The sequence below is a fragment of the Streptomyces sp. CC228A genome, assembly GCF_021390935.1.
GTDB lineage: Bacteria > Actinomycetota > Actinomycetes > Streptomycetales > Streptomycetaceae > Streptomyces.
On sequence record NZ_JAJPUI010000008.1, the window covers coordinates 133,003 to 159,070 of the forward strand.

At 76.7% G+C, this 26,068-nt stretch carries 11 protein-coding genes and 3 pseudogenes; 9 read left to right on the top strand and 5 right to left on the bottom strand.

Annotated features, from left to right (window positions below; genetic code table 11):
- Positions 1-187 precede the first annotated feature (187 nt).
- Together L6E17_RS22595 and L6E17_RS22600 are read right to left on the bottom strand one after the other, a co-directional pair.
- Positions 188-2,887: a SpoIIE family protein phosphatase gene (locus tag L6E17_RS22595; RefSeq protein ID WP_236242581.1), complete on the bottom strand. Its 2,700-nt coding sequence runs from the start codon at positions 2,885-2,887 to the stop codon at positions 188-190.
- Complete coding sequence (locus L6E17_RS22600; protein ID WP_236242582.1) at positions 2,872-5,040, bottom strand: SpoIIE family protein phosphatase; 2,169 nt, start codon at positions 5,038-5,040, stop codon at positions 2,872-2,874. Before L6E17_RS22600 ends, L6E17_RS22595 begins: the two co-directional genes overlap by 16 nt.
- Before the next feature lie 515 nt (positions 5,041-5,555).
- On the opposite strand from L6E17_RS22600, the gene L6E17_RS22605 reads away from it, so the two are divergent.
- The gene (locus L6E17_RS22605) at positions 5,556-6,872 is read left to right on the top strand and encodes a phytase (protein WP_374109117.1); all 1,317 of its coding nucleotides are present in this window, start codon (positions 5,556-5,558) and stop codon (positions 6,870-6,872) included.
- Positions 6,873-6,903: 31 nt separating this feature from the next.
- On the opposite strand, the gene L6E17_RS22610 is transcribed toward L6E17_RS22605, so the two are convergent.
- Positions 6,904-7,467, bottom strand: coding sequence for a GNAT family N-acetyltransferase (locus L6E17_RS22610; RefSeq protein ID WP_236242583.1), 564 nt, complete (start codon positions 7,465-7,467; stop codon positions 6,904-6,906).
- A 130-nt stretch (positions 7,468-7,597) separates the two neighbouring features.
- Here L6E17_RS22610 and L6E17_RS22615 point away from each other — a divergent pair, with 130 nt between their 5' ends.
- The gene (locus L6E17_RS22615) at positions 7,598-7,840 is read left to right on the top strand and encodes a LapA family protein (protein ID WP_236242584.1); all 243 of its coding nucleotides are present in this window, start codon (positions 7,598-7,600) and stop codon (positions 7,838-7,840) included.
- 112 nt (positions 7,841-7,952) lie between these two features.
- On the opposite strand, the gene L6E17_RS22620 is transcribed toward L6E17_RS22615, so the two are convergent.
- Entirely contained in the window at positions 7,953-9,404 is a 1,452-nt protein-coding gene (locus tag L6E17_RS22620; RefSeq protein ID WP_236242585.1) for a glyceraldehyde-3-phosphate dehydrogenase, read from the bottom strand.
- 692 nt (positions 9,405-10,096) lie between these two features.
- On the bottom strand, positions 10,097-11,395 hold the full coding sequence (locus L6E17_RS22625) for an MFS transporter (protein WP_308315923.1): 1,299 nt from the start codon (positions 11,393-11,395) through the stop codon (positions 10,097-10,099).
- Between the two features lie 37 nt (positions 11,396-11,432).
- Here L6E17_RS22625 and L6E17_RS22630 point away from each other — a divergent pair, with 37 nt between their 5' ends.
- The 7 genes and pseudogenes from L6E17_RS22630 to L6E17_RS31605 all read left to right on the top strand — a co-directional run bounded on the left by L6E17_RS22630 (position 11,433) and on the right by L6E17_RS31605 (position 26,054).
- Positions 11,433-12,848 (top strand): aminotransferase class I/II-fold pyridoxal phosphate-dependent enzyme, encoded by a 1,416-nt coding sequence (locus L6E17_RS22630; RefSeq protein ID WP_236242586.1) that lies wholly within the window; start codon positions 11,433-11,435, stop codon positions 12,846-12,848.
- A gap of 457 nt (positions 12,849-13,305) precedes the next feature.
- Positions 13,306-14,160, top strand: a complete 855-nt coding sequence (locus tag L6E17_RS22635) for a DUF4132 domain-containing protein (RefSeq protein ID WP_236242587.1) — start codon at positions 13,306-13,308, stop codon at positions 14,158-14,160.
- Positions 14,157-19,183, top strand: a pseudogene (locus L6E17_RS31600) (hypothetical protein). The gene L6E17_RS22635 and the pseudogene L6E17_RS31600 overlap by 4 nt, the downstream one beginning before the upstream one ends.
- Positions 19,180-20,408 (top strand): annotated as a pseudogene (locus L6E17_RS22645) (AAA family ATPase). The pseudogenes L6E17_RS31600 and L6E17_RS22645 overlap by 4 nt, the downstream one beginning before the upstream one ends.
- A 5-nt stretch (positions 20,409-20,413) precedes the next feature.
- Positions 20,414-24,151, top strand: a pseudogene (locus tag L6E17_RS22650) (DUF5682 family protein).
- Positions 24,148-25,389: a hypothetical protein gene (locus L6E17_RS22655; RefSeq protein ID WP_374109118.1), complete on the top strand. Its 1,242-nt coding sequence runs from the start codon at positions 24,148-24,150 to the stop codon at positions 25,387-25,389. The pseudogene L6E17_RS22650 and the gene L6E17_RS22655 overlap by 4 nt, the downstream one beginning before the upstream one ends.
- The gene (locus L6E17_RS31605; protein ID WP_374109128.1) at positions 25,317-26,054 is read left to right on the top strand and encodes a hypothetical protein; all 738 of its coding nucleotides are present in this window, start codon (positions 25,317-25,319) and stop codon (positions 26,052-26,054) included. The genes L6E17_RS22655 and L6E17_RS31605 overlap by 73 nt, the downstream gene beginning before the upstream one ends.
- The last annotated feature ends 14 nt before the right edge of the window (positions 26,055-26,068 follow it).

The following is a 26,068-nucleotide window of genomic DNA, read 5'->3' on the forward strand; positions in this document are numbered from 1 at the left end:
CGGGGCGTGTCCGGGTGCCCCGGCGTGCCTGCGCGCGGCTGTGCTTGCGCCCCCGCGAAGCGGTCTGCGCGGTGCTGCCTGCGCGGGACCCCTCGCGGCGTGCCCTACCGGGTCAGGTGTGACGGTGCGGTGCCCGGCGGGGTCGGCCCCGCCCGTTCCACGTGTGCCTCCACCCGCCCTGCCCCCGTCACAGCGCGGGCCACGGCAGCGTGAGCGGGGACGCCGACGAGGACAGCGGCTGCTCCGTCCAGATGGTCTTGCCGTCCCGGCCGTACCGGGTGCCCCAGCGTTCGGTGAGCTGGGCGATCAGGAAGAGACCGCGCCCGCCCTCGTCGGTGCTGCGTGCCCGGCGCAGGTGCGGCGCGGTGCTGCTGGTGTCGGACACCTCGCAGATCAGGGTCCGGTCGCGGATGAGGCGCAGGGTGATGGGCCCCCCGCCGTACCGGTAGGCGTTGGTGACCAGTTCGCTCACGATCAGCTCGGTGGTGAAGGCCATGTCGGCGAGGTCCCACCGCGCGAGCTGGGACGCCGTCAGCGAGCGGGCCTCCGCGGGCGCGGTGTCCTCCAGGGGCAGCCGCCAGGTGGCCACCTGCTCCGCGGGCAGTACGCGGGTGCGGGCGAGGAGCAGCGCCGCGTCGTCGGCGACCTCGTCCGTCGCGTGGTCGTGCAGCAGCGTGGCCTCGACCGCGGCGCAGACCTCCTCCAGCGGCCGGGCAGGACCGGCCAGCGCCTCCTTCAGCTCCCCGAGGCTCTCGTCGACGTCGCGGACGCGTGCCTGGATGAGGCCGTCGGTGTACAGCGCCAGGACACTGCCCTCGTCCAGCGTCAGTTCGGCGGACTCGAACGGCAGCCCGCCCAGCCCGAGCGGCGGCCCGGCCGGCAGGTCGAGGAACCGGACCTCCCCGTCCGGCGGCACCACGGCGGGCGGCGGGTGGCCGGCGCGCGCCAGGGCGCAGTGGCGTGAGACCGGGTCGTACACCGCGTAGAGGCAGGTCGCTCCCACCACCTGCGGGGAGGGCCCGCCGGGCGGCTCCGCCCCGCCGGCCGGTTCCTGCTCGGCGGCCAGCCGGTCCACCAGGTCGTCGAGGTGCGAGAGCACCTCGTCAGGTGTCAGGTCCAGATGGGCGAGGGTGTGGACGGCGGTGCGGAGCCGGCCCATCGTCGCCGCCGCGTGGATGCCGTGGCCGACGATGTCGCCGACAACGAGGGCGACCCGCAGCCCGGAGAGCGGGATGACGTCGAACCAGTCGCCGCCGACCCCGGAGGCGGCGTCGGCCGGCAGGTAGCGGTGGGCGACCTCGACCGCCGGGTGCCGGGGCACCTCGTGCGGCAGCAGGCTGTGCTGAAGGGTGAGTGCCGCATCGTGCTGCTGCGTGTAGCGCCGGGCGTTGTCGATGCACACGGCGGCGCGGGAGGCGAACTCCTCGGCCACTCTGAGGTCGTCCTTCTCGAACGGTTCGAGCCGCCGGGAGCGCCACAGGCTGAGCAGCCCCAGGACGAGCCCCCGGGCCACCAGCGGCACCACCATCAGGGAGTGGGCGGCGGGGTCGAGGCCGGGTTCGGACCCCGCCGCGGTGTCCACGGCGCCGAACCCGTCGGCCGCGCCTCCCGTACCGGCGGTGGCGGACGGGCCGCCTGAGGGACCCGTACCCGTGGCGCCCGGTGCGTCGGATGAGCCTCCCGTACCGGGGGCGCCGGGGCGGCCGGGGGAGGGTTCCGTACCGGCGGCGCCGCCCGTGGCGCCGGGATGTCCGGCGGCCTCCCCGGGCCGCCCGCCCGCACCGGAGGCGGCGGCCCCGTGCGCCCGGGTGTCCAGGAAGGGGCGCCGCTCCGCCAGGCACCACGCCTGCGGGCTCCCCGGCGGTACGGGGACCCGGTGGCCCGCCGGGTACAGGCCGCCCGGCCCGCCGGGCGGGTCCGGCGGCGTGCACCGCACCGCCGCCCGGTGGAGGGCGGCGGGCAGCCGCCGCCCCGGCTCCTCGCCCCGCACCACCTGCTCCAGCAGGTCCACCGACGCGCAGTCGGCGAGTCCCGGAGCCGCCACCTCGGCGAGCTCGCGCGCCGTCCTCGCCACGTCCAGCGTGGTCCCGATACGGGCACCCGCCTCGTTGAGGAGGGCGAGCCGGTGGCGGGCCCGGTACCGCTCGGTCACGTCCTCGATGGTCTGCGTGACCCCCAGGACCCGGCCGGAGGGGTCCTCCATACGGAACGCCGAGACCGACACGACCAGTTCACGGGCCGGATCGCGGGCCAGCCGGCAGGGCTGCTCCGTGGAGATGGAGGACCGGCCGGTCTCCAGCACCTCGCGCAGCTGCCGCTCCACCGTGCCGGCGTCCTGCGGTGCCACGAACAGGCCGATGCGCTGCCCGCGGTGCTCGTCCACCGGCAGCCGGCTGAAGTTCGCGACGGCCTTGTTCACCCGGAGGATCGTCAGGTCCGGGGCGTGCACCGAGAGGCCGATGGGGGAGCGGCGGAACAGCCCGTCGAGGACGGACCTGTCGGTCTCCCACTGCACCACCTCCGCGGCGGGCGCGCCCACCAGGAACCACTCGCACGACGGTTCGCCGGCCCGCGTGATGGCCCGCACCCGGCAGCCCAGGTCCATCCGGCTGCCGTCCCGGCAGCGGACCGGCACGATGCCGAACCACCCGGCGCCCCGCACGCACACCGACACCGCTTCCATGACGACGTCGTAGTGGGCCGGGTCGACCAGGAAGCCGATCGAGGACCGTCCGAGCGCCTCCTCCGCGGGGTAGCCGAGGAGCGCGTGCGCCCGCTCGCTCCAGCCGACGACCCGGCCCCGGCCGTCCAGCACCGCCGACGCCGCGTGCCGCACGGCGAAGGGGTCCTCCGGGCTCTCGCTGAACGTCGTCATGGGCCTGTCCATCGCGGTGCTCCTTCCCCCCTCCCCGCGGGGCCTTCGGCGGGGCGCTCCCCGCGGGCGGCGGTCGGCGTCCGGTCGGCGGCGGGCGGGCCGGGCGGCTCCGCCGTCCTCGCGAGGAGCACGGCCACGTCGTCCTGCGCCGCGGCGGGCAGCATGCGGTCCAGGACGCCGTCGCAGATGTCGTCCAGCGGGCGGTCGAGGTCCCGGAGGGCCAGGGCGAGCCGCTGCAGCCCCTCGTCCGGGTCCCGGCCGCGGGCCTCGACGAGCCCGTCGGTGTACAGCACGAGCAGGCAGCCGGGCGGCAGCACGATCCGCTCGCTCCTGAAGTCCCGGAGACCCGCGCCCAGCGGCGTCCCCGGGGAGCCGTCGAGATACCTGACACGCCCCTCGGTGTCGACCACCGCCGGCGGGGGGTGGCCGGCCCTGGCCACCACGCAGCCGCCCGCGGCAGGGTCGTGGACGGCGTAGACGCACGTCGCCATCTCGTCCTCGCCCAGGTCCGCCACGGCGGCGTCCAGGGCGGCCACCAGCTCGGCCGGCGGCAGGTCCTGGCGGGCCAGCGTCCGCACGGCCGTGCGCAGCTGCCCCATGACGGCCGCGGCGTGGATGCCGTGCCCCATGACGTCCCCGATGACCAGCCCGGTCCTGCCGCCGGGGAGCGGGATGACGTCGAACCAGTCCCCGCCCACCTCGTGGTCGCTGGCCGGGAGGTACCGGCCGGCCAGTTCCAGGCCGGTCGCCTCCGGCAGGGCGCCGGTGGTCAGACTGCGCTGCAGGGTGAGGGCGGCCTCCCGCTGCGCCGTGTACAGGCGGGCGTTGTCGATGTTCAGCGCGGCCCGTGCGGCGAGCTCGTCGATGACCACGTGGTCCTGCGTGTCGAACGGCATCCTCCGGCGGGTACGCGTCACCACCACGGCCCCCAGCACCGTGCCGCGCGCGACCAGCGGCACCAGCCGCGCGCAGCCGACCTGCTCGCGCAGGTACGTGCGCAGACGCTCGCTGTCGGGGCCGCTGAACAGCGCCGGTATGTCCGTCAGGTACAGGTTCATGGGCCGGCCCTCCGCGATGACCTGCTCGTACACCGATCCCAGCGGGATCTGGTACGTCAGCCCCACCGCCAGGTCGTCGCCGGGCAGCGCGGGGTACCGGAACTCGGCGGCCACGCGGCGCACCACGCCCCGGGTGGAAGCGGTGGTCTCGTCCGGCTGCAGGACGGCCTCCAGCAGCTGCACGTCGGCCGAGTCGGCCAGCCGGGGGACGAGGACCCCCACCACCTCCTCCGCGGTGCGGCGCAGGTCCAGGGTGGTCCCGATCCGCGTCGCGGCCTCGGCCAGCAGAGCGAAGCGCTGCCGCGCCCGCTCGGCCTCGGCCTGCGCCTCCTGCTTCTCCGTGACGTCGATCAGCGAGGCGATCACGCCGAGCCTCCTCCCCGCGCCGTCGAGGAGCGGGGCGTAGGAGCACGACCAGGTCCGGTCGTGGTCGGGGTCGGCGGGGGTCCGCCCGGTGCGCCGGACGTCGACCATCGGTTCACCCCGGTCGAGTACCCGCTGCATGGCCTTCTCCAGCACGGCCGCGTTGACCCCCGGGACGACCTCGGTCAGGCGCCTGCCGAGGTGCTCGGCCGCGGGGACCCCGTTCATCCGGGCGAGGGCGTCGTTGACGCGGAGGAAGCGCAGGTCGGGGCCCAGCGTGGCGAGTCCGATGGGCGACTGGGTGAACAGCCCCTCCAGGGCCGCCAGCGCGTCCCGCATGGCCCGGACCGCGGAGGTCTCCACGGCGACGGTCAGCACCCCCGTGCCGCCCTGCGGGTCGGCCGCCGGGGAGATCCACATCTCCATCGGCACGGGACGCCCGTCGCGGTGCCGCACGGTCAGCGTCCCGACCACCGACTGACCGGCCAGGGCCCGCCGGGTCAGCCGCTCGGCCAGCGGACGGTCGGCTTCGGCGACCAGGTGGGAGAGCGCATCCCGGCCCAGCAGGGCGTCGGGCGGGTGGCCGAGCACGGCCTGCGCGGCGAGGGACCACTCGACGACCCGGCCGCGGGCGTCGGCTCTCCACAGCGCGACCGGCAGCAGCTCGCGCAGCACGCTCGCGCGCCCCGCCTCCGGTCCGGGCGGCCGGTCCGGTACCTCGCTTGTCGACTCGTGTCCGTCCAACGCGGCGCCCTAACCCCGGGGCATAGCGCCCTGGCAAGGAAGCTCACCGTGGTGAAGCTGCTCACCCACCAGCGTATCCGAGCCCTCGGGGACGGCCATCGGAGCCGCCACCCGGCCCTGCCGGCACGCCCGGTGCCGGCAGGGCGCCCGGCGGAGCCCGGGTCCCGCCGGGCCACGGGCGTGCCGCCGCCTCCTGCCCCGCCCGCGACGGCCCCCCGGGCCACGGGCCCCGCGCGCCCGCCGAGGTCCCCGCCTGGGCCATCCGCCCATGGGCCCGCCACCGCCTTGCCGGGACCGCGCCCAGGGCCGTGCGGCGGTCCGGTGCCGCCCCCGCCCGCCGGAGCAAGGCCCCTGCACCCCTCCCCGCACCCCCGCGCCCCGCGCTCCCGCATCCGTCCGGTTGTCCGCACGCGGCGGTGTGGCTGGCGGGTCATCAACTGTTCACAAGCGCTTACTTCTTGCGTTCCCCCGGCCCCGTACCGTCGCGGCGTTCCGCCTTCCTACCGAGGAGTATCGTGAGCGTCTTCGCTCTGAGCACCCTGACCGCATTCGCCACCGCCTTCGCCCTGACGGCAGGGCCCGCCGTGCCGGTCACTGCCGCGGCCGCCGTGGAGACCCCCGCGGTGTACGACGACGAGGCCGGCGGCAACGCCGACGCCGACGACCCGGCGGTGTGGGTCGACCCGAAGAACCCGGGCCGCAGCATCGTCATCGGCACCCTGAAGGAGGCCGGCCTCGACGTGTACGGGCTCGACGGGCGGCGGCTGCAGCACATAGCCGCCCCGCAGGCCCCGCACGGGGACGCCAAGCCCGGCCGCTTCAACAACGTCGACGTCGTCTACGGCTTCGAGCTCGACGGCGTCAGGACGGACCTGGCGCTCGTCAGCGACCGCGGCCGCGACCGCATCCGCGCCTACGCCATCGACCCGCGGGCCGTGGCCGAGGGCCGCCCGCCGCTCAGGGACGTCACCGCGCCCGGTGCGGCCCCCGTCTTCGCGGCCGACGAGGCCGAGGTCGACGGCCAGCGCACCTCCTACGGCCTGACCGCCTTCAGCGACGACGACGACGCCTACGTGGTGGTCTCGCAGCGCGAGGAGACCCGGCTGCGGCTGCTGGAGCTGAAGGACGAGGACGGACGTGTCGGCTTCGAGGCCGAGGACACCCTCGACCTGCCCGCCTCCTTCACCCTGCCCGACGGCAGCGACTGGGCGCCGTGCGCCGACCCGGGCGAGAACCCGCAGGTCGAGGGCATGGCCGTCGACCTGGAGGAGCGCGTCCTGTACGCGGCGCAGGAGACCGTGGGCCTGTGGCGCATCGAACTCGACGACGAGGAGTTCGAGGACCCCGAGCTCGTCGACCGGGTCCGCGAGTACGGCACGCCGTGGACGTACGACGCCGAGGAGGAGGAGTGCGTCATCGACACGGCCGCCGACCCCGGCTTCGGCGGTGAGCACCTGAGCGCGGACGCCGAGGGCGTCACCGTCTACCACGCCGAGGACGGCACCGGATACGTGCTGGCCTCCAGCCAGGGCGACGACACGTTCGCCGTCTACGAGCGCGACGGCGGCAACGCCTACGTCGGCTCCTTCTCCCTCACCGGCGGCGCGGTCGACGGGGTGGAGCACTCCGACGGCTCCGCGGTCGTCAACGTCCCGCTGGGCCGGGCCTTCCCCAAGGGCCTGCTGATCACCCATGACGGAGAGGCCGCCCCCGCCGACGGCGACCGCGAGGGCACCAACTTCAAGTTCACCCGCTGGGACGCCGTCGCCCACGCCTTCCCCGAGCCGCTGGCCGTCGACACGGAGTCGTTCGATCCCCGCGACGCCGGCTGAGCGCCACGGCGGGGAGTGTCGCGCGGGGCGGCTACCGGCTCTTCTCCCAGTCCGCGCGGAGGAGTTCGTACTCGACCTCGCCGTGCTCGGACCCCTCGACGGGGTCCGGCCACTCCCCGGTGAAGTGGCGGAGGAACGACAGGCCGCACTTCTCCATCACGCGGCGGGACCGCGAGTTCACCGCCATCGTGTTGGCGGTGACGCGGTCCACACCGAGGTCTCCGAAGCCCTTGCCGATCAGGGCGCGTGAGCCCTCCGTGGCGTAGCCCCGGCCCCAGGACGACCTGGTCAGGCGGTAGCCGAGCTCGACGGTGGCGCCGAGGTCGTCCAGGGGCCGGAACTCGAACCAGCCGACGAAGGCCCCGCCGTGCTTCTCCTCGGCGGCCCAGTAGCCGCGGGTGCCCAGTCCGGGGTGGTCGCGCAGGAGCGCGGGCATGGTCCGCTCCCGTACGGCCGCACGGCTGGTCGGCCGGCCGCCGTTGATGAAGCGCATCACCTCGGGGTCGTTGTGGAGCGCGTACACGTGCGCCGCGTCGGCACCGGTGTCGGTGAAGGGGCGCAGGACGAGGCGCCCGGTCTCCAGGAAGGTCCGCATACCGGCCATCCTCGGCAGCGGAGGCGGCCGGCGCCAGCGAATTCGCGCGCACCGCTGGCGGGCGGTGCTGCTCACCCGTACGGCGCAGTCCGGTGCGGCGGCGGGCACGGGGCCGCCTGATGCTGGGGGCATGAGTCCGCGAGAAGCCCGCAGATCCAGAAGCGCCGGCCGGGCCCCGGCGATGACGCCGTCCCGGATCACGGCGGCCGTCCTCGTCGTGCTCGCTGTCGTGCTGATCGTCGAGAACACCCGGGAGGTGGAGATCCGGCTGCTGGTCCCGGTCGTCACCATGCCGCTCTACCTGGCGCTCCTCATCATGTTCGTGATCGGCGGCCTGTGCGGGGCGCTCCTCGCCCGCGGCCGGGGCAGGTGACGGCCCACCCGGACGGCCGCGGAGCGCGTCGCCGCGGACGCCGCGGCCGGGCGGGAACGACGGACGCGCCCGCCCCTGACCGAGGGCGGGCGCGTACGCGGCGTGCGGCGGATCAGACCGCCGGGGCCGGGTAGGTCGGGTACTCCACACCGGACACGTGCTGGACGACCCGGATGACCTGGCACGAGTAGCCGAACTCGTTGTCGTACCAGAGGTAGAGGATCGCGTTGTCGCCGTCGACCTTGGTCGCGCCGGCGTCGACGATCGACGCGTGGCGGGAGCCGATGAAGTCGCTGGAGACGGCGTCGGGGGCGGTGGTGAAGTCGATCTGGCGCTTCAGCGGCGAGGTGAGCGACACGTTGCGGAGGTAGTCGAGGACCTCCTCGCGCGTGGTCTCCCGGCCGAGCCGCAGGCTGAGGATCGCGATCGACACGTCCGGCACGGGGACGCGGATCGAGCTGCCGGTGATCGGCGCCTTCAGGTCGGGCAGCGCCTTGGCGACGGCGGAGGCCGCACCGGTCTCGGTGATGACCATGTTGAGCGGCGCGGAGCGGCCGCGGCGGTCCGCCTTGTGGTAGTTGTCCAGCAGGTTCTGGTCGTTCGTGAACGAGTGGACGGTCTCCACGTGGCCGCGCAGCACGCCGAACTCGTCGTCCATGGCCTTCAGCGGCGGCACGATCGCGTTGGTGGTGCAGGAGGCGCAGGACAGGACCTGCTCGTCCGGCTTGATCGTGTCGTGGTTCACGCCGTGGACGATGTTCGGGACGTCGCCCTTGCCCGGCGCGGTGAGGACGACCTTGTCCACGCCGGGGCGCAGGTGCTTCGACAGGCCCTCGCGGTCGCGCCACTTGCCGGTGTTGTCGATGAGGATGGCGTTCTTGATGCCGTACGCCGTGTAGTCGACCTCCGACGGGTCGTTGGCGTAGATCACCTTGACCGCGTTGCCGTTGGCGACGATGGTGCTGTTCGCCTCGTCGACGGTGATCGTGCCGTTGAACTGGCCGTGGATCGAGTCGCGGCGCAGCAGCGAGGCGCGCTTGACGAGGTCCTCGGCGGGCCGGTTGCCGCCGCGGACGACGATGGCGCGCAGCCGCAGGCCGTTGCCGGAGCCGGCCTTCTCGATCAGCAGCCGGGCGACGAGGCGGCCGATGCGGCCGAAGCCGTAGAGGACGACGTCGCGCGGCTCGCGGCGCTCGATCTTGTCGGCGCCGGTGGCGCCGGCGACGGCCTCGGCGGTGAACTCCTCGACCGACAGGCCCCGGTCGTCGGCCTTGTAGGTCGCGGCGAGCATGCCGATGTCGATCTGCGACGGGCCGAGGTCCAGCGCGGTGAGCGCCTGGAGGAACGGCATCGTCTCGGTGACGGAGAGCTCCTCGCCCGCTATCTGCCGGGCGAACCGGTGCGTCTTGAGGATGCTGACCACCGATTTGTTCACCAGGGAGCGGCTGTGCAGCAGGACGGTCACGTCCCGCTCCCGGTGCAGCTTCCCGATGATCGGAATCATCGACTCCGCGATCTCCTCGCGGTTCTTCCAGATGGTGAACGAGTCGTCGTTGACAGTCACAACCGTATCTTTCGAGCTAGGAGGCGCTCATATGCTAACCCCCCGCCTCCGCGGCCCTCCAAGGGGCCTCCGGGGTGCGCTACAGGACCGGGGCGATCCCTGTCAAAACGGCTGCGGGCCCCCCACGCCGGCGGGCCGGGAACGGCGATCGCGCCCCGGTGCGCGTCGCGCCGCACGCCCCGGTGGACACAGTCCCGGACGGACCCGGGGACCGCGGCAGGCGCGCGGACGCCGGACAAGGGCGGCGGGGCCGCCGTGGAGGCGTACGGGACGGATCCCTGCGGGACGGCGGGGAGCCGCCCGAGGGGGCCGCCGTGCAGGAGGGGCGGTCCGGCGGAACCCCCGTTCCCGCCGGAGCGCGCACCGGGCGGTACGGCGCCCGAGGGCGGCCGCCCTCGCGGCGCGCCCGGAGCCGTGGACCGACCGGCCCCGTCACCGGGCACGCCGGCCCCGTACGCCCTTCCCTGCCCCCGTGGATCCGTGATCGGAGCCTACGGGCCCGGGAGCGGCCCGGGCGGGGCCCGCGCGGAACTGCCGTAAAAGTACGGAGGCCGCGCCGCCCGTTCACGGAAGAGCGGTCGTGGGGGGAGCCGGCACCGCTCCGCCCGCCAGGCCCGGCAGCACGGAGGCGGGCTTCACCTCCGTCTGTGCGACCGCCACCAGCCTGGCGCCCCGGAAGCCGCCGCGGCGCCTCAGGAGCCGGTGCTCGCCGTGGGCGCCGCGGGCAGGGCCTGTGGCGGCTCGGTGTGCGCCAGGCGGTCGCGGACCAGCCGGTGCTGGACGAGGCAGGTCGCCCCGATCACCGCGCCGAACACCGCCCACCCCGCCGGGCCCGCCGCGATGGCGGCCGTGACGGCGAGCGGTCCCGCGCTGCGCTGCACCGAACCGGCGAGCCCGTGCACGCCGACGTACGCACCCTGGGCGCCGGCCGGGGCGAGCGCCACGGACAGCTCCCACGACACCGTGGCGTGCAGGATCTCCCCGACGGTGAAGACCGCGGCGGCCAGCAGCAGCGCGACGGACGCCGCCCACGGCCCGTCGGCGACCGACGCGGCCAGCGCCAGGCCGCCCGCGCCGAAGACGGCCGCGAGCGGCAGCAGCAGCCTCCGGCACGCGGCGCTGCCGGACGCCAGCCGCGACAGCGGCACCTGGAGCGCCACGACCATGCCGCTGTTGAGGACCGTCAGCAGCGGGACGAGCCCCTCCGGGGCGTCCGTGGCGTGCACGGTCCACAGGGACAGGCCGACCTGGAACACCGAGTCGTGCAGGTACAGCACGGTGTCGGTCGCCACGTACGCGAGGTAGCCGCGGTCGCGCCAGGGCGAAGCCGGGCGGTGGGCGGCGGGCCCGGAGCCGGACCCGGCGACGGCGACGCTGGGCGAGGACGGCTCCCCGCACCGGAGGGTGAGGGCGGCGGCCCCCGCGAAGGACAGCGCGTCGCCGACGAGCAGCGCCTCGTAGGCGTACGGCGTGCCCAGCGACAGCACCGCCGCGGCGATGAGGCCGCCGACCGCCCAGCCGGCGTTCGCCGCGGTGCGCACGACCGCCTGGTACCGCACCCGCTGCGGGCCGCCCACCCGGGCGGCGTACAGCTTGGTGAGGACGTTGGCGGAGCGGTCGCCGAAGCTGCCGAGGGCCGCGCACGCGAGCAGGGCCGCGAACCCGGTGGACAGGAACAGGGCGACCGCCGCCCCGGCCCGCAGGAGCTGGAACGCGACGAGCAGCCGCACGAGCGGGATCCGGTCGGCGAGCCGTCCGGCGAGCGGCGCGCCCGCGATGCCGAGGGCCGCCGCGACCGACACGAGCGTGCCGACCTCCACCAGGGAGAGGCCCGCCACATGGATGAAGTACAGGGCGCTGGTGGTGTTCCACAGGCCGTTGCCGGTCTTGTCCACCCACGTCACCGCCAGCATGCGGCGCCCGTCGCGGCCTCCTGGGACGCGGTCCTTCCACGGCGCCCTGCCGCCGGCCGCTCGGTGACGCATCGTCATCGGCTCCCCCTTGCCGAAAATTATGTATCAATACATAATGCTGAATGTGGCATCACAATATGCGATCCGTGGGGCGACCGCCAAGAGCATCGCCGCGTCCGTCGAAGAAGGCCTGGCCCAGGGGGCGTTGGCGCCGGGTGCCGCCCTGCCTCCGGTGCGGCGGCTCGCCGAGGAACTGGGCGTCAGCCCCGGCACGGTGGCCACCGCCTACAAGGAGCTGCGGCAGCGCGGTGTCGTCGTCACCCGCGGCCGGGGCGGCACGGTCGTCGCGGCCGCGCCCCCGGTGGCCTCCGTGGGCCCCGCACCCACCCGGCGCCCGCCCCGCGTCCCCGACGGCCTGCGCGACCTCGCCGCAGGCCACCCCGACCCCGCCTTCCTGCCCGACCTGCTGCCGCCCGCCCCGCTGTCGCCCGGGGCGCGCTCGCACCGCAGCGCGCCGCGGCTGCCGCACCTGGAGGACACCGTCCGCGACTGGCTGGCCGCCGACGACGTGCCCGGCCGGCACGTCACCTTCGCGCACGGCGCCCTCGACCTGGTCGCCCGGCTGCTCACCACCGAACTGCGCCCCGGCGACGCCGTCGCCATGGAGGATCCCGGCTACCACCACCTGCTCGACCTGGTGCAGGCGCTCGGCCTGCGCACCCTCGCGGTCGCCGTCGACGACGAGGGCATCCGGCCCGCCGCCCTGGACGACGCCCTGCGCGCCGGCGCGCGCGCCGTGGTGTGCAGCCCGCGGGCGCAGAACCCGTACGGGGGCCACTTCACGCGGCGGCGGCGCGACGACCTCGCCGCCGTCCTGCGCACGCGCCCCGGTGTGCTCGTGGTGGAGAACGACAGCGCCGCCGAGATCGCCGGAGCCCCCCTGCACTCCCTGGCGGCGGCCGACGCACCGCCCGCCCGCTGGGCCCACGTCCGCACCGTCAGCAAGTACCTCGGCACCGACCTGCGCTGGGCCGCGGCCGCCTGCGACCCGATGACGCTGGCCCGCCACGACGGACTGCTGCTGCTGACGTCCGGCTGGGTCAGCCACCTGCTCCAGGAGACCGTGCACGCCCTGCTCACCGCACCCGCGACCCGTGACCGCGTCCGGCAGGCCCGCGACGCGTACGCGCAGCGCCGCACGGCGCTGCGGGAGGAACTCGCCGCCCGCGGCATCCCCGCGCACGGCCGCAGCGGCATGAACGTGTGGGTCCCGGTCCGCGACGAGTCGGCCGTCGTCAACGGGCTGCGCACCCGGGGCTGGTGGGTCGCCGCGGGCGCGCGGTTCCGCATCGCCGCCCCGCCCGGCGTGCGGATCACCACGGCGGCGCTGCGCGCGGACGAGGCGGCCCGGCTCGCCGAGGACTTCGCGGCCGTACTGGGGAGTCCCAGGCCACCTACGGCGGCTGACCGCCCGCCATGCGGCGGGATCCGGCCCCGAGGGCCGGCATGCCGCACGGGTACGGGGATGTGACGGGCGCCCACGGCGGGGGCGGGCCCGCGGGCCCCCACCGGAAGGCGCGACCGGGGGCCTGCCCCGCGCCCGGGCGGCCTGCCGTGAAGCCGGGCACGGGCGGCCTGCCGTGAAGCCGTGCCCGGGCGGTCCGCCCTGCGCCCGGGCGGCCTGCCGTGAAGCCGTGCCCGGGCGGTCCGCCGTGAAGCCGTGCCCGGGCGGCCTGCCCCGGTGCTGCGCGCGGGCGGTCCGCCGTCGGGGGTGGGGCTCCCGGGGATGCCGGGACTCCGTACCGCACGCCCCTGCGCCGGGCGCCCCGCAAGGCCGGCCGAGGCCGACTGCCGCCCCGGCCCCCGCCGCGCGGCTGACCTGGGGGGAAACCGGGTTCTCCCCAGCCGGGACGGGAACCGCGCCGGCGTTGTCAGACCTCTCACCTACAGTTCCGAACACTTGATCACTGTGGTGCAGGGAGGCGCACATGGGGTGGGTCAGCGCGGGCGGCTACGAAGTCGCCCTCGACGACGGGAAAGTGGTGTGCCGCAACGCGGCCGGACGCCGGTTGAAGTCCGTGCCGGCCAAGCTCGCCGACGATCCGGTCGTGACGGGCCTGCGGCAGCTCGCCGAGTGGCTCGAACGCCACGAGCGCCGCTGCCTGGACGACGTGGAGCGGTGGATGGTGCGGTCGCTCCCCGTCCCCCTCGCCGTCGTCGAACGCGTGTGGCCCGACCCGGCCTGGCAGGCCGTCCTGCGCGACCTCGTCGTCTGCGGCGAGGACGGCGAGATCGCCGGCTTCCTGCGGGACGCCGGACCCGGGCGCGGCCTCGGCCTCGTCGACCTCGACGGCGACACCGTCCGCATCAGCCCCGCACTGGTCCGCATCCCCCACCCCGTACTCCTCGAAGACCTGGAGGAGCTCAGGGAGTTCGCCGTCGAGCTGGGCGTGGAGCAGCGCGTCGGCCAGCTGTTCCGCGAGGTGTGGCACCGGCCCGCCGACCCCGACCCGGAGGCGACCGCCGTCCACGACCACGAGGGCGGCACGTTCAAGGAACTGCGCTTCCTGGCCGGCAGGGCCGCACAGCTCGGCTACCGCGTGCGCGGCGGCCACGCCGTGTGCCCCGTACTGGAGGACGGCCGCACCACCGAGGCCCGGGTCTGGATCGGGGACTACGAGACCTACGCCGAGACCGAGACCGGCCCCCTGACCTGGTCCGACGGCGAAGGGCGGACGCTGAAGCTCCACCAGGTCGGGCCCGTCGCCTGGTCGGAGGGCATGCGCATGGCAGCCGCGCTGTACGCGGGACGTGACATCGAGGCAGAGGAGAGCGCGGCATGAGCGCACAGCACCGGACCCCCACCGCGCCCGCCGAGGCCGCAGCCCTGCTCGACGCGGGCGCCGTGCTGCCCGCCGGCACCACCGACCGCGAGGACGCCGACACCCTCACCGTACGGACCTACACGCACCCCGCGCTCGGCGACCGGCCCGTCGTGCGCCTCGTGCCGGGAACGCTCGGCGAGGCCGAGGACCTCGCCCTGGACTTCCTCGGCCTGGCACGGGAAGCGGACGCGCCCGAGATCGGGCAGGTGCGCCGGGAGACCCTCGGCTTCCCCGCCTGGGCCCTCGTCAACGACCCGGCCAACGGCCACCACGCGCTCGCCCTCGTCAAGGACGTCGAACGGCTCTCCCGGCAGGCCAAGTCCCGGGCCGGCGCCGCCAAGCAGGGGTTCGAGGAGCTCGGCCGGCAGCTCGGCCGGGCCGTCCCGCACTTCCTGCCCACCTTCTACGAGCAGGCGGCCCGGGTCTTCCTCCAGCACGAGAACACCACCTACGCCGCCACGTTCTTCGGCAAGGCCCGCGACGCCGAGCGGGTGCACGGCCTCACCGTCGACGAGGAGCGGCTGCGCGCCGTCTTCCTGGAGTTCGCCTTCGCCGGGGCCCTCACCGTGAAGGCCCTGAAGGAATACGTCAAGGACCTCGGCCGCCGGCTCCAACCCGCCGAGGCATGGGCCCAGTTCCGCAAGCTGGCCGTGGAGCGCTGCGCGGCCGGCATGCCGCCGTACGCCTCGCTGCCGCAGGACGCCCGGGCCCTCGTCAAGGCCGCCGGCCTCCACCGGCCCACCGAGGAGGCCGCCCTCGTCGCCGACCTGCTCGCCTCGCCCGCCGTCGTCCGCGCCCCCCGAACCTTCTGGACGACGTACCGCCCCGCCCTCGTCGCCCTCGCCGAGGACCGGCCGGAGGTGCGCCACCGGCTGCTGGAGATCATGCCGTCCGAGCTGAACGGCTCCACCGAGGACCACGCGTGGTGGCTGGACCTGCTGGCAGACACGGGCGCGGCCGCCCTGCTGACCGGCGAATCCGCCGACGCCGCGGGCCGGGCGGCCGTCGACGCCGCCGAGTGGCTCGGCCGCTGGGCCGCCCACCGCAAGCGGGGCGGCGGCCTCGTCCACCGCTCCGCCGCCACCCTCGCCCTCGTGCAGCGGATGGCCCCGCGGCTGCGCGCCGACGGCACGCCCGTCGACCTCTTCAGCACTCGCTGGCGCGACAGCGCCGAACCCGACCTGCTCGACCTGTGCACCGCGGAGCGCATCCCCCTCACCACCCCGGAACCGGACACCCAGCTGCCGCTCGGAGCCTGGCTGCGGGACACCCGGCCGGGCCGCCGCGACCTGGTCGCCACCGGAGCCGACAGCCGCCTCCGGGCACTCCTCCACCGCGCCGTCGGCGACCTGGGCGGCGACTCCACCCTGCCCGGGGTGCTCGACGCCCTGTCCGCGCACCCCGTACTCAGCGGGGTGCTGAGCGACTGGCTGGACGAGGCCACCGCCGCCCTCACCGCCGCCCAGGGCCTGCCCGCGGCCGGTGCGGCACTCCGCACGCTCCGTCCGTTCCGCACGGCCGCCCCGAAGGCCAACCCCGAGGCGGCGGCCCGTGTCGCCGCCCACCGGGCCGCCCCGATCCTCGGCCGCACGCTGCGCGCCGGCATCCTCGACGAACTCGGCTGGCCCGCCCTCGACGAGGCCGTGGAGCGGCTGCGCACCGAGACCAGGGGCAAGGGCGGCGACGGCACGACGACCGTCACCGAAGCCTGGCCCGCCCTCGTCGTCGCCCGCCGCGAGAAGGTGTTCGTCGTCGGACCCGACCGGATCCTGCTGGAGCACGAACTGCGCATCCCCGGCCCGCCGGACCGGTGGCGCCGCCCGCACTTCCGCTACGCCGACGGTGAACTCCTCGTCGTGTGGTGGGAGGACGGCAAGCAGCTGGGCTACTGGTCCGCCCGGCCCGGTGAGGTCTTCACCGTCGGCGGCGAGCAGCTGCCGCGCTGGTGGTACGGCGGCGTGGAAGAACCCTCGATCCCGCTGCCCGGCGGCGGCCGCGCCACCGGCGGCCGCACCCTGCACGCCGGCGACACCGTGCTGCCGCCGAGCCGCCCCGTCCTCGGCGACGGCACCGCCTACTGGCGCCAGAGCCGCAAGGACGGCCGGGCCGCCTGGGTGGAGTACGACCCCGCCACCGGCACCGACGGCCGCGCGTCGCTGCCTGCCTTCCTCCGGTCAGCCGTCCGCGACGACGCGCGGCTGGTCCAGGAGCACTGCGAAGTCCTCCCGCTCCAGCCGGGCCTGGAGGGCAGCCCCTTCGGCACCGACGGCACCGTCCTCGGCCGCTGGCTCCGCAAGGAAGGCGAAGGCGCCGACGCCGTCCTCACCGCCGGCACGCCCGACGGCCGCACCGTCACCCTCAGCGCCCCCACGGCCGGGTGCACGCCACTCCGCTCGGCGCCCTGCGCATGCCCGGCGGCGCCGCGCCCAGCGCCGTCCGCCGGCACCGGGCCGTCTGCCTCTACGCGGCGGACGACCCGTCCGCGGCCGGCGTACTCGGCGAGGTGACCCCGGGCGACCGCGGCAGCGACTTCGCCGCGGGCACCCGCCTCGTACCGCCCGTGGCGTTCTGGCACGCGCTGCGCCCCCGCGACGAACAGGGCTCCCTCGCGCTGCGCGCCCTGACCGACCCGCAGGCGGAAGCCCTCCTGGCCAACACCGCCCAAGCCCTCGACGAGCGGGCGAAAAAGGTGCGCGCCACCAAGGACTACCGAGGCCCCGGTGCCGACGACGTCGCCCGGCAGGTCGTGTCCCAGGCGCTGCCCGCCCTCACCGACGAGCGGCTCCTCACCGGCGTCACCGCCCTCGTCCGGGCCGCCGTCCGCCACGCCGAAGCCACCGCCGAGTTCACCGCGCCGCCCAAGGCCCCGGAACCCGGCCGCCGGCCCGCGGACGAGATGTTCGCCGACTACAGCCCCCCGCACGGCGACGACGCCACCCTCCACCCCGCCGTCGACGGCCTGACCGACACCACGTACCACACCTGGTCCAGCGCCGCACGGTGGAACACCCTGCGGCAGATCCGCGCCGTCAACCACGTCCTGTCCGGCAGGCCGGCCGAAGGCAGGCCGCTGCCCGACGCGGAGCGGCTCACCGCCCTGGACGGCGGCTGGCGCAGCGACGACCGCACCGTCCCCCGCATCGGCATGGGCTGGCTGCCGGTCCTGCCGGCCCTGCGGCCGCTCGCCTACCGCGCCGCCCTGTCCGGGCTCCGCGACCAGGCGCGCGAGGCCCTGCTCCTGCTGCTCGACGCGGTCGGCGAGGGACCCCTCGCCGATCCGGCAGGTCCGCTCCGCGAGGTGGTGCTCAGCGAGGAGAACCGCAAGCAGCAGCGCGCCGGCCAGGTGCTCCGCCTCGGGAACCGCACCGTCGTCGTCCTCGGCAGCCTGGCCGCCGACGACAAGCCCGGCGGCCGCGTCCGCTGGCTGGCACTGGACCACGACCCGCAGGGCTCGTTCGGGGCGATCGCCCACTTCACGCTGGAGCAGGAGACCGACCGCACACCCGGTCTCCCCGCCGACCGGATCGCCGCCGTCACCCGCCTCGTCCGCGCCAAGGGCCCCGCCCCGTGGCGGCCGGAGGCGCCCGAGGCCCTCGCGGCGGCGACGCGCGGCGGCGTGGGCCCCTTCCAGGCCGCGCTGCTCCTCGCCGCCGGAGGGGGAAGCCTGGCGGGCGGCGCCCATGCCCCCGTCCACGGACTGAAGCCCCGCCAGAGGGAGCTCGGCGCACGGCTCCTGGGCACCCTCACCCGAGGCGACACGGCCGCCCTCGTCGGCGCCCTGCTGCCCGAGGACCCGACCGACCTGTGGACCACCGGCCCCGACACGGCCGCGGCGGGCCGCGTGTGGGGCGAGCGGCTCGGTTCCCGCCTGCGCCTCCCGGAGGACCTCGCCGCGCGCCTCACCGACGTGGACCCGGCCGTCGCCGAGGCCGTGCTGAACCCGCAGCTGACGCCCTGGCTGAGCCGCACCACCGTGCAGCGCATCGACACGCTCGGCCGCCTCACCGCCGACGAACCGGGAGCCGCGCCCCGGGCGCACCAGCTCGACCACGCCGTCCACGCGCTCGCCGCACTCGCCTACGAAGTGCCCTACGCGCACCCGCTGCGCGCCGCGCTGCCCGCCGGCCTCACCGCCCTGCGCCGCCGCCTCACCGACCCCGGACTGCTCCTCGACCTCGGCCTCGTCTGGGCCGACCAGGGCGCACCCGCGGCCGAGCAGGTCCGCACCGCCTACGGGCTGCCCGCGGTCACCGCACGGACGACACCACCTGCCGCGGGCACCGGCGCCGACCAGGACCTCACCCGCGCCGGCGAGGCGCTCGTGCTGCACGTCACCTACCGCGACACCGAAGGGGTGCTGCTGCGCCCCGCCGGTCTGACCGGCGCCGACGACCCGGCCCTCGGGCTGCTCGAAGGGCTGCTCGACCCCTCGCGGAGAGGCATCGTCCACGCCGTGCGCGACCTCCTCAGCGGCGCACTCGTCCCCGTGGCGGAAGCCGGCACCGACCCCGAGGGCCCCGCCGGCCACCCCCACGATCCGGACGTCAGCGTGCCCGACCTGGTCACCGAGGCCGCCGCCGCCCACGGCCTCAGCCGCGACGCGGCCGCGCTCTACCTCCAGATCCTGGCCCTGCCCGACCCGACCGACCGCAACTGCGCCCACTGGACCGGCTGGAAGCCGGCCCGCATGAAGAAGGCCCGCGCCGAGCTCGCCGCGAGCCCCCTGGTCGTCGAGGCCAAGCGGGCCCGCGCCGGACGCGGCCTGTTCCTCCCCTGCGGCTGGCTCGACGCCCCATCCCTCCGGCTGCCCCTGGAGACCTGGAAGGAAGGGCTCTACCCGGTCCGCCACGGCCGCCGCGTCGCACTCCGCACGACCGTGCCCGACCTGTTCGCCCGCGCCTGGGAGCGCGTCCGCGCCGGCGACGCACCCGCCTACGAAGAACTCACCACCCGTGCCACCCGGAAGGGCCGCCGCCGATGACCAGCACGACCACCCCGACCACCCCGCCCGACCCGGGCACCCCGACCACCCCGCCCGACGCGGGCACCACGGGCGCCGCGCCCGCCCGCCAGATCGTGCCGCCCGAGGAGCGGTACGCCACGGAACTCGCCTTCCTCGCCGCCTACGACGACGGCCCGCGCCCGCCCGCCTGGCGGCTCACCCCCGCGCCGCCGTCACCTTCGTGATGGGCAGCGACGGCCGCGCGCTGCGGCTGCCCGACGGCGCCGCGGCGCCCGAAGGCGTGCCGCGCCGACTCGTCGTCGAGGGAAAGTTCGTCGGTGACCGCGCCCTCGTCGAGCGGTGCGTCGTCACTCTCGCAGGGGAGCGCGGACTGCTGCTCGTCGGCGAACCCGGGACCGCCAAGTCCCTGCTGTCCGAACTGCTGGCGGCCGCCGTGTGCGGCACCAGCGGACTCGTGGTCCAGGGCACCGCAGGCACCACCGAGGACCAGCTGAAGTACGGCTGGAACTACGCCCTGCTCCTCGCCCAGGGACCCAGCAGGCAGACCCTCGTCCCCTCGCCCGTCCTCACCGCCATGGGCCGCGGCGCCATCGCCCGCGTCGAGGAGGTCACCCGCTGCCTGCCCGAAGTGCAGGACTCGCTGGTCTCCCTGCTGTCCGAGCGGCGTATCGCGATCCCCGAACTCGCCGCCGGCGACGACTCCCTGGCCCACGCCGCCCCCGGCTTCAACCTCATCGCCACCGCCAACCTCCGCGACAAGGGCGTCTCGGAGATGTCCGCGGCCCTCAAACGCCGCTTCAACTTCGAGACCGTCGGACCCATCGGCGACCTCGACGCCGAGACCGCGCTCGTCCGCCGCCAGTCCCGCGCCGCGGTCGAACGGGCCGGCGCCGCGTTCCACGTCGACGACGCCGTACTGGAAGCCCTCGTCACCGCCTTCCGCGACCTCCGCGAAGGCCGCTCCGCGGAAGGGTGGGAGATCGAGCGGCCCTCCACGGTGATGAGCACCGCCGAAGCCGTCTCCGTCGCCGGAGCGCTCGGCCTGGCCGCGGCCTACTTCCCCGGCGACCGCGACGTGCTCGGCCTCCTGCCCGGCCACCTCCTCGGCGTCGTCCGCAAGGACGACCCCGCCGACGCCGCCCGCCTCCTCGGCTACTGGGACGGCCCCGTGCGGCGCCGCGCCGAGCAGGGCTCCCCGACCTGGCGCACCCTGTGGGACCTGCGCGCCGTCCTGGAGGCGTGACGGCCGTGCACCTCACCCCGGAGGAGGCGGCCGACGCCCTCACGGACCCGGCCGGACCCCACCTCATCGGCGTACGCCACCACGCGCCCTCCCTGGCCGCCGCGATGCCCGCACTGCTCGACGCGGCGCGGCCCGACGTCCTGCTCGTCGAACTCCCCGCCGACTTCCAGGACTGGCTGCCCTGGCTCGCCCACGAGGACACCCGCGCCCCCGTCGCCCTGGCCGCCGCGCCGGGCGACGGGCGCGGCGGCTGCGCGTTCTACCCGTTCGCCGACTTCTCACCCGAGCTCGTCGCGGTGCGCTGGGCCGCCCGCCACGGCGTCCCCGTCACCGCGTGCGACCTGCCGCTCTCCGACCCGGCGTGGCGCACCCGCGACCCCGGGCCGTCCCGCACCACCGGGCAGGACGCACCGGGCCCCGGACCCCGCCTGCACGCCGCCCTGCGCAGCCGTGCCACCGGCCGCCCCGGCGACGACCTGTGGGACCGACTGGTGGAGGCCGCCGCCCCGGCTCACCCCCGAGGCGCTGCGCCGCGCCGCGCTCCTCACCGGCTGGGCGCTGCGCCGGGACGCCGCCGCCTCGGGCGGCGTGCCCGCGCCGGACCTCGCACGGGAGCGGTGGATGCGCTCCGCCGTGGCCCGCGCCACCGCGGACGGCGCCCGCGCCGCCGTCGTCGTCGGCGCGTTCCACGCACCCGCCCTGCTGCCCGGGCACCCGGCCGGCGACCCCGACCGGCCCGCCGCGGCCGCCTCCGACGGCACCCCGCCCGGGGCCGCCGGGCGACACCGGGAGTGGACCACCTCCCTCATCCCCTACACCTACGCCCTCCTCGACGAGCGCTCCGGCTACCCGGCAGGCATCCGGGACCCCGAGTGGCAGCACCTCGTCCTGGAGGCCGCGGGCGACCCGGCCGCCACGGAGGACGCCCTGACCCGGGCGGCGGTACGGATCTGCGCGGAGCTGCGCGGCCTCGGCCACCCCTCGGGCCCCGCCGACGCACGCGAGATCGCCCGGCTCGCCGGAGACCTCGCCCGGCTGCGGGCCCTCCCCGCACCCGGCCGCGGCGAACTCGTGGAGGCCGTGCAGACCGTCCTCGCCCAGGGCGAGCCGTACGGCCGGGGCCGTGCCGTCGCCCAGGCCATGGAACGCGTCCTCGTCGGCACCCGCAGCGGACGCCCCGCCCCCGGCGCGCCCCGCTGCGGCCTCGCACCCGCCGTCGAGTCCGAACTCGCCGCCCTGGGCCTGCCCGGCCCCGACACGGCGGGGGCCGACGCCCGGGACATGCGCCTCGACCCGCTGCGCTCCGACCGCGACCGCCGCCGCGAACTGCTGCTGCGCCGGCTGGCCGTCTGCGGCGTGCCCTACGCGCAGGAGAAGGATGTGTCCGGGACCGGCGGCGCCGACGCCCTCACCTCCCGGTGGGAACTGCGCTGGACCCCCGCGACCGCCGCCGTGCTCACCGCGGCCGGAACGCGCGGAGTCACCGCCGCCCAGGCCGCCGAAGGCACCCTCCGCGAACGCCGCCGCGGCGAAGAGGCGGACGGCGGCCCGACGGCCGCCCAGTGCCTGCACGGACTGGAGCAGGCCGCGCTCTGCGGACTGCCCGGCCTCACCGGGGAACGACTCACCGAAGCCGCCGACGTGCTGCCGGCCTCGGCGACCCTGCCCGAACTGCTCACCGGGCTCGCCCTCATGGACCGGCTGCGGGCCGGACACTTCCCCGGGCTCGCCGCCGACGAGGACCGGACCGCCCGGGCCGCCGCAGCGGCCGACCTGCTCACCGCCGCCGCGGTACGGCAGGTCGACGGCCTCACCGGCTCCGAGGACCCCGACGACGCCAGGGCCCTGCTCGAACTCGCCCACCGCGCCGACCGCGACGGAGGGATCCGCCTCACCGCAGCCCTCGCCCGCCTGGCCGCCGACGGCTCCCCCTGATGCGCGGCGCCGCAGGAGCCGTCAGGGTGCTGCTCGGCCAGGAACCGGCCGGCGCGTTCGGCGGCCGCGTGGCCTCCTGGGTGGACGCCGCGCGCGACCCCGAGTCACGCACCGCCCTCACCGCGCGCCTCGCCGGACTGCTGACCGCCGCCGGCCCCCTCCTGGAAGCGGCGGCCCCGGCCCTGGAACCCCTCCTCGACCGGCTGTCCGAAGCTGCCCGACAGGGACTTCCTCGACCGGCTCCCCGCCCTGCGCGGCGGCTTCGACACCCTGAGCCCCGCCGCCCGCAGCCGCCTTCTCGCCGCGGTGGAGGAACGCCTCGGCACGGGCGGCCTCGCCGACACCGGCGGCGCGGACCCGGCGGCCCTCGGCCTCTGGACCCGCGCCGACCTCGCGGCCCGCGCCCGCCTCGACCACCTCGGCCTGCTCCCGCCCGCCGCCCGCAGTACCGCCGCACCGCCCGCACCGACGGCCGACCCCGCGGCGACGCCCGCTGCCTCTGATCCGGCGGCGGCGCCCGCTGGCCCCGATCCGGCGGCGGCGCCCGCTGGCCCTGATCCGGCGGGGCGCCCGCCGCCCCGACCCCGCGGCGGCGCCCGCCGGCCCTGATCCGGCGGCGGCGCCCGCCGACCCCGGTACCGTGCCCGCCGCCGGGCCGCCCGGCGCCGCCCCGGAGCCCGCCGCCCGGGGGACCGGCACCGCCTCGCCCCCGCCGACCGGTGGAGGCTCCTGCTGGGCCGCCGCGGCGACCGGTTGCCCGAACCCGCCGCCGCACTCGCCACCGCGCTCGACGAGCTGTACGGCACCGGGCGCGGCGAGGGCAGCCGCGGCGGGCTCACCGGTCCCGGGGCCGGGGCCGGCGGCGGCCGCGAGGCGCCGTACCCCACCGTCAGGGAGTGGTCGCGGGAGCTGGCGGCGCTGTTCGGACCCGGCATCCGCGAGGAGGTGCTGGCCGCCGCCGCGGCCGACCGCGCCGACGTGCTCGCGGAGCTCGACCCCGGCAGCGTGCGGCCCTCCGTGGACCTGCTCCGCACGGTGCTGCGGCACGCGGGAGGACTCCCCGAGGCGCGCCTCGCCGCACTGCGCCCCCTGGCCCGGCGCCTCGTGCAGGAACTGACGCGCGAGCTCGCCACGCGGCTGCGCCCCGCCCTGCACGGCGCGCCCGTGCCGCGCCCTCCCGGCGGCCCGGCGGCGGCCTGGACCTGGCGCGCACCCTGCGGGCCAACCTCGCCACCGCGCGGCGCGGCCCCGACGGCCGCGTCCTCGTCGTACCGGAACGCCCCGTGTTCCGCACCCGCGCCCGCCGCTCCGCGGACTGGCGGCTGATCCTCGTCACCGACGTGTCCGGGTCCATGGAGGCGTCCACCGTCTGGGCCGCCCTCACCGCCTCCGTCCTGGCCGGGGTGCCGACCCTGTCGACGCACTTCCTGGCCTTCTCCACGGAGGTCGTGGACCTCACCGACCACGTCGAGGACCCGCTGTCCCTGCTGCTGGAGGTCAGCGTGGGCGGCGGCACGCACATCGCCGCGGGGCTCCGGCACGCCCGCGAACTCGTCACCGTGCCCAGCCGCACCCTTGTGGTGGTGGTCAGCGACTTCGAGGAGGGATACCCGCTCGGCGGGCTCCTCGCAGAGGTGCGCGCACTCGTCGGCGCCGGCTGCCATGTCCTGGGCTGCGCGAGCCTCGACGACGCGGGCCGCCCCCGCTACTCCACCGGTGTCGCGTCGCGTCTGGTCGCCGCGGGCATGCCGGTCGCCGCCCTCAGCCCCCTCGAACTCGCCCGCTGGGTAGGGGAGAAGACCACATGAGTACGCAGCTCCCTCCCGTCGCGCCCGGTGTGACGGCCGAACTCGTCGCGGCCCTCCCGCCGCGGCTCCGCAAGCGGCTGGACACGGGCGTGGCCAAGCTCGCCGCCCGCCCCGCGGTGCGCGACGGCGACACCGTGCGGATCGCCGTCGACGACGCCACCGAGCTGGTGCTGCATGCCCCGGGCGGCACGGTGACCAGCGCGGCCGCGATCCGCTGCGGCTGTCTGCTGGCCCCGGACTGCCTGCACCGCGCCGCGGCGGCGTCGGCCGCCCCGATCGCCCTGGAAGAGGAACCGCCCGGACCCGCACCGGAGGCACCGCCGCACCGCCGGCACCGGCCGAGGAAGAGCCGCCCGTACCGGTCCCGGGAGCACCGACCGGACCGGCTCCCGGCGAGCCGGCGGGGCCGGCACCCACGGAAGGACCCCCGCCGAGGCCCCCGCCACGGGCGCCTCCTCCGCTTTCTCCGCCTCACCGGCCCCCGCCTCCCCGGCACCCGCCGCACCGGACCAGTGCGCCGCCTCCGCGGAGCTGTTCCGCGCGGCGGCCGCCGTCCTGGAAGCCGGAACCGACGGAGCCGGCGCCGTGCTCCAGGCGGAACTGCTGCGCGCCGCGCACGGAGCGCGCCTCGCCGGACTGCCCGGGCCGCGGCCGCGGCGGTGTCCGCCGTCGGCAGGGTGCGGGCCGCCCGGGCCGCCGACCCCGCGTACCGCCTCGCGGACCTCGCCACCGACCTGCGGCACCTCCTGCTCACCTCCTGGCGCATACCGCGCGCCACCGGACCCGAACTCGCCACGCTGCGCGGCACCGCCCGGCAGACGTACGCCGCCGACGGCTCCCTGCGCCTGTACGGGCTCTTCTCGGAGCCGGTCCTCACCGCAGGCGGCCACGCCGGCGCCGTGACGTGGACCGCGGATCCCCGGGGGCGCCGCTACACCGTGGCCGACATCGCCCCGGGCGGCCCCGCCCGTGCCACCGGGGCGGCCGACCGCGCCGTACGGATGGGGGACACGGCCCTCACCCACCGGGAGCTGTCCCGCGCGGGCCTCGCCGTGTCCGGTGCGACGGTGTCCCCGGCCGGCCGCCTCGGGGCGGGTGCGGGGTCCGCGCGGTGCGGGCCGCGGGCGCCGCCTGGCACGACGAGCCCCTGGACCGGCTGTGGGCCGTGCCTCCCGCCGAGCAGGCCGACCGGGCGCTGTCCGGCGGCGACGACCTGCTGTTCCTCGACATCACCCTGATCGGGGCGGTCCGCGAGGCCGCCGGGGACTGCCTGCTCGCCGACAGCGGCGGGCTGGCGGTCCGCCTCACGGCGGCCCACGACCATCCGGAGCTGCCGTACCGCGACAACCTGCGGCTGCTCGCGGCGGCACCGGGTCTCCGGCTGCGCGCCGTCGCCCGCCTCGACCCGGCGCCGCACGCCCGCGCGCGGCTGCTGGCGGTCAGTCACCCCTGCGATCCCGCTGCCCGCGTCGACCTGGGACTCGACCGCCTCACGCGCGCCGACCTGCCGGCCGCCCCCGCGGCGGCACAGGCGGGACCGCCCGCGCCTACCGCGCCGGACCGCGAGCAGGCCCCGCTGCACCTCCTGCGGCGCCGCCTGCACCAGGTGGTCGCCGGCGGGCGCCGCGTCCTCGCGTTCCCGAAGGACGCGGCGGCCGACGCACGGCGGCTGCGCCGGTGCGGGCTCGCGACGGCCGCCGACCTGGTCGACGGGCTCCACGCGGCCGCCGCGGACCGCTCCCGCGACGTGTTCGGCCGCCTCCTGCCCGCCGACGGCGAGCGGTTCGCCCGCGCGTGGCTCGGCGCCGCCGTCCACGCGGACGCGGTCGACCGGGCCCTGTGCGCCGCGGCCTGGGGCGCGGACATACCGCTGACCGGGGCACCGCCGGGCGGCCCGCGGTAGCGGCCCCGCCCCAG

Coding starts and splice junctions, on each gene's coding strand:
- L6E17_RS22630 (WP_236242586.1), top strand. CDS start 11,433: ATGCTGAATGTGGCATCACAATATGCGATCCGTGGGGCGACCGCCAAG.
- L6E17_RS22595 (WP_236242581.1), bottom strand. CDS start 2,887: ATGGACAGGCCCATGACGACGTTCAGCGAGAGCCCGGAGGACCCCTTC.
- L6E17_RS22610 (WP_236242583.1), bottom strand. CDS start 7,467: ATGCGGACCTTCCTGGAGACCGGGCGCCTCGTCCTGCGCCCCTTCACC.
- L6E17_RS22655 (WP_374109118.1), top strand. CDS start 24,148: ATGAGTACGCAGCTCCCTCCCGTCGCGCCCGGTGTGACGGCCGAACTC.
- L6E17_RS22615 (WP_236242584.1), top strand. CDS start 7,598: ATGAGTCCGCGAGAAGCCCGCAGATCCAGAAGCGCCGGCCGGGCCCCG.
- L6E17_RS22635 (WP_236242587.1), top strand. CDS start 13,306: ATGGGGTGGGTCAGCGCGGGCGGCTACGAAGTCGCCCTCGACGACGGG.
- L6E17_RS22625 (WP_308315923.1), bottom strand. CDS start 11,395: ATGACGATGCGTCACCGAGCGGCCGGCGGCAGGGCGCCGTGGAAGGAC.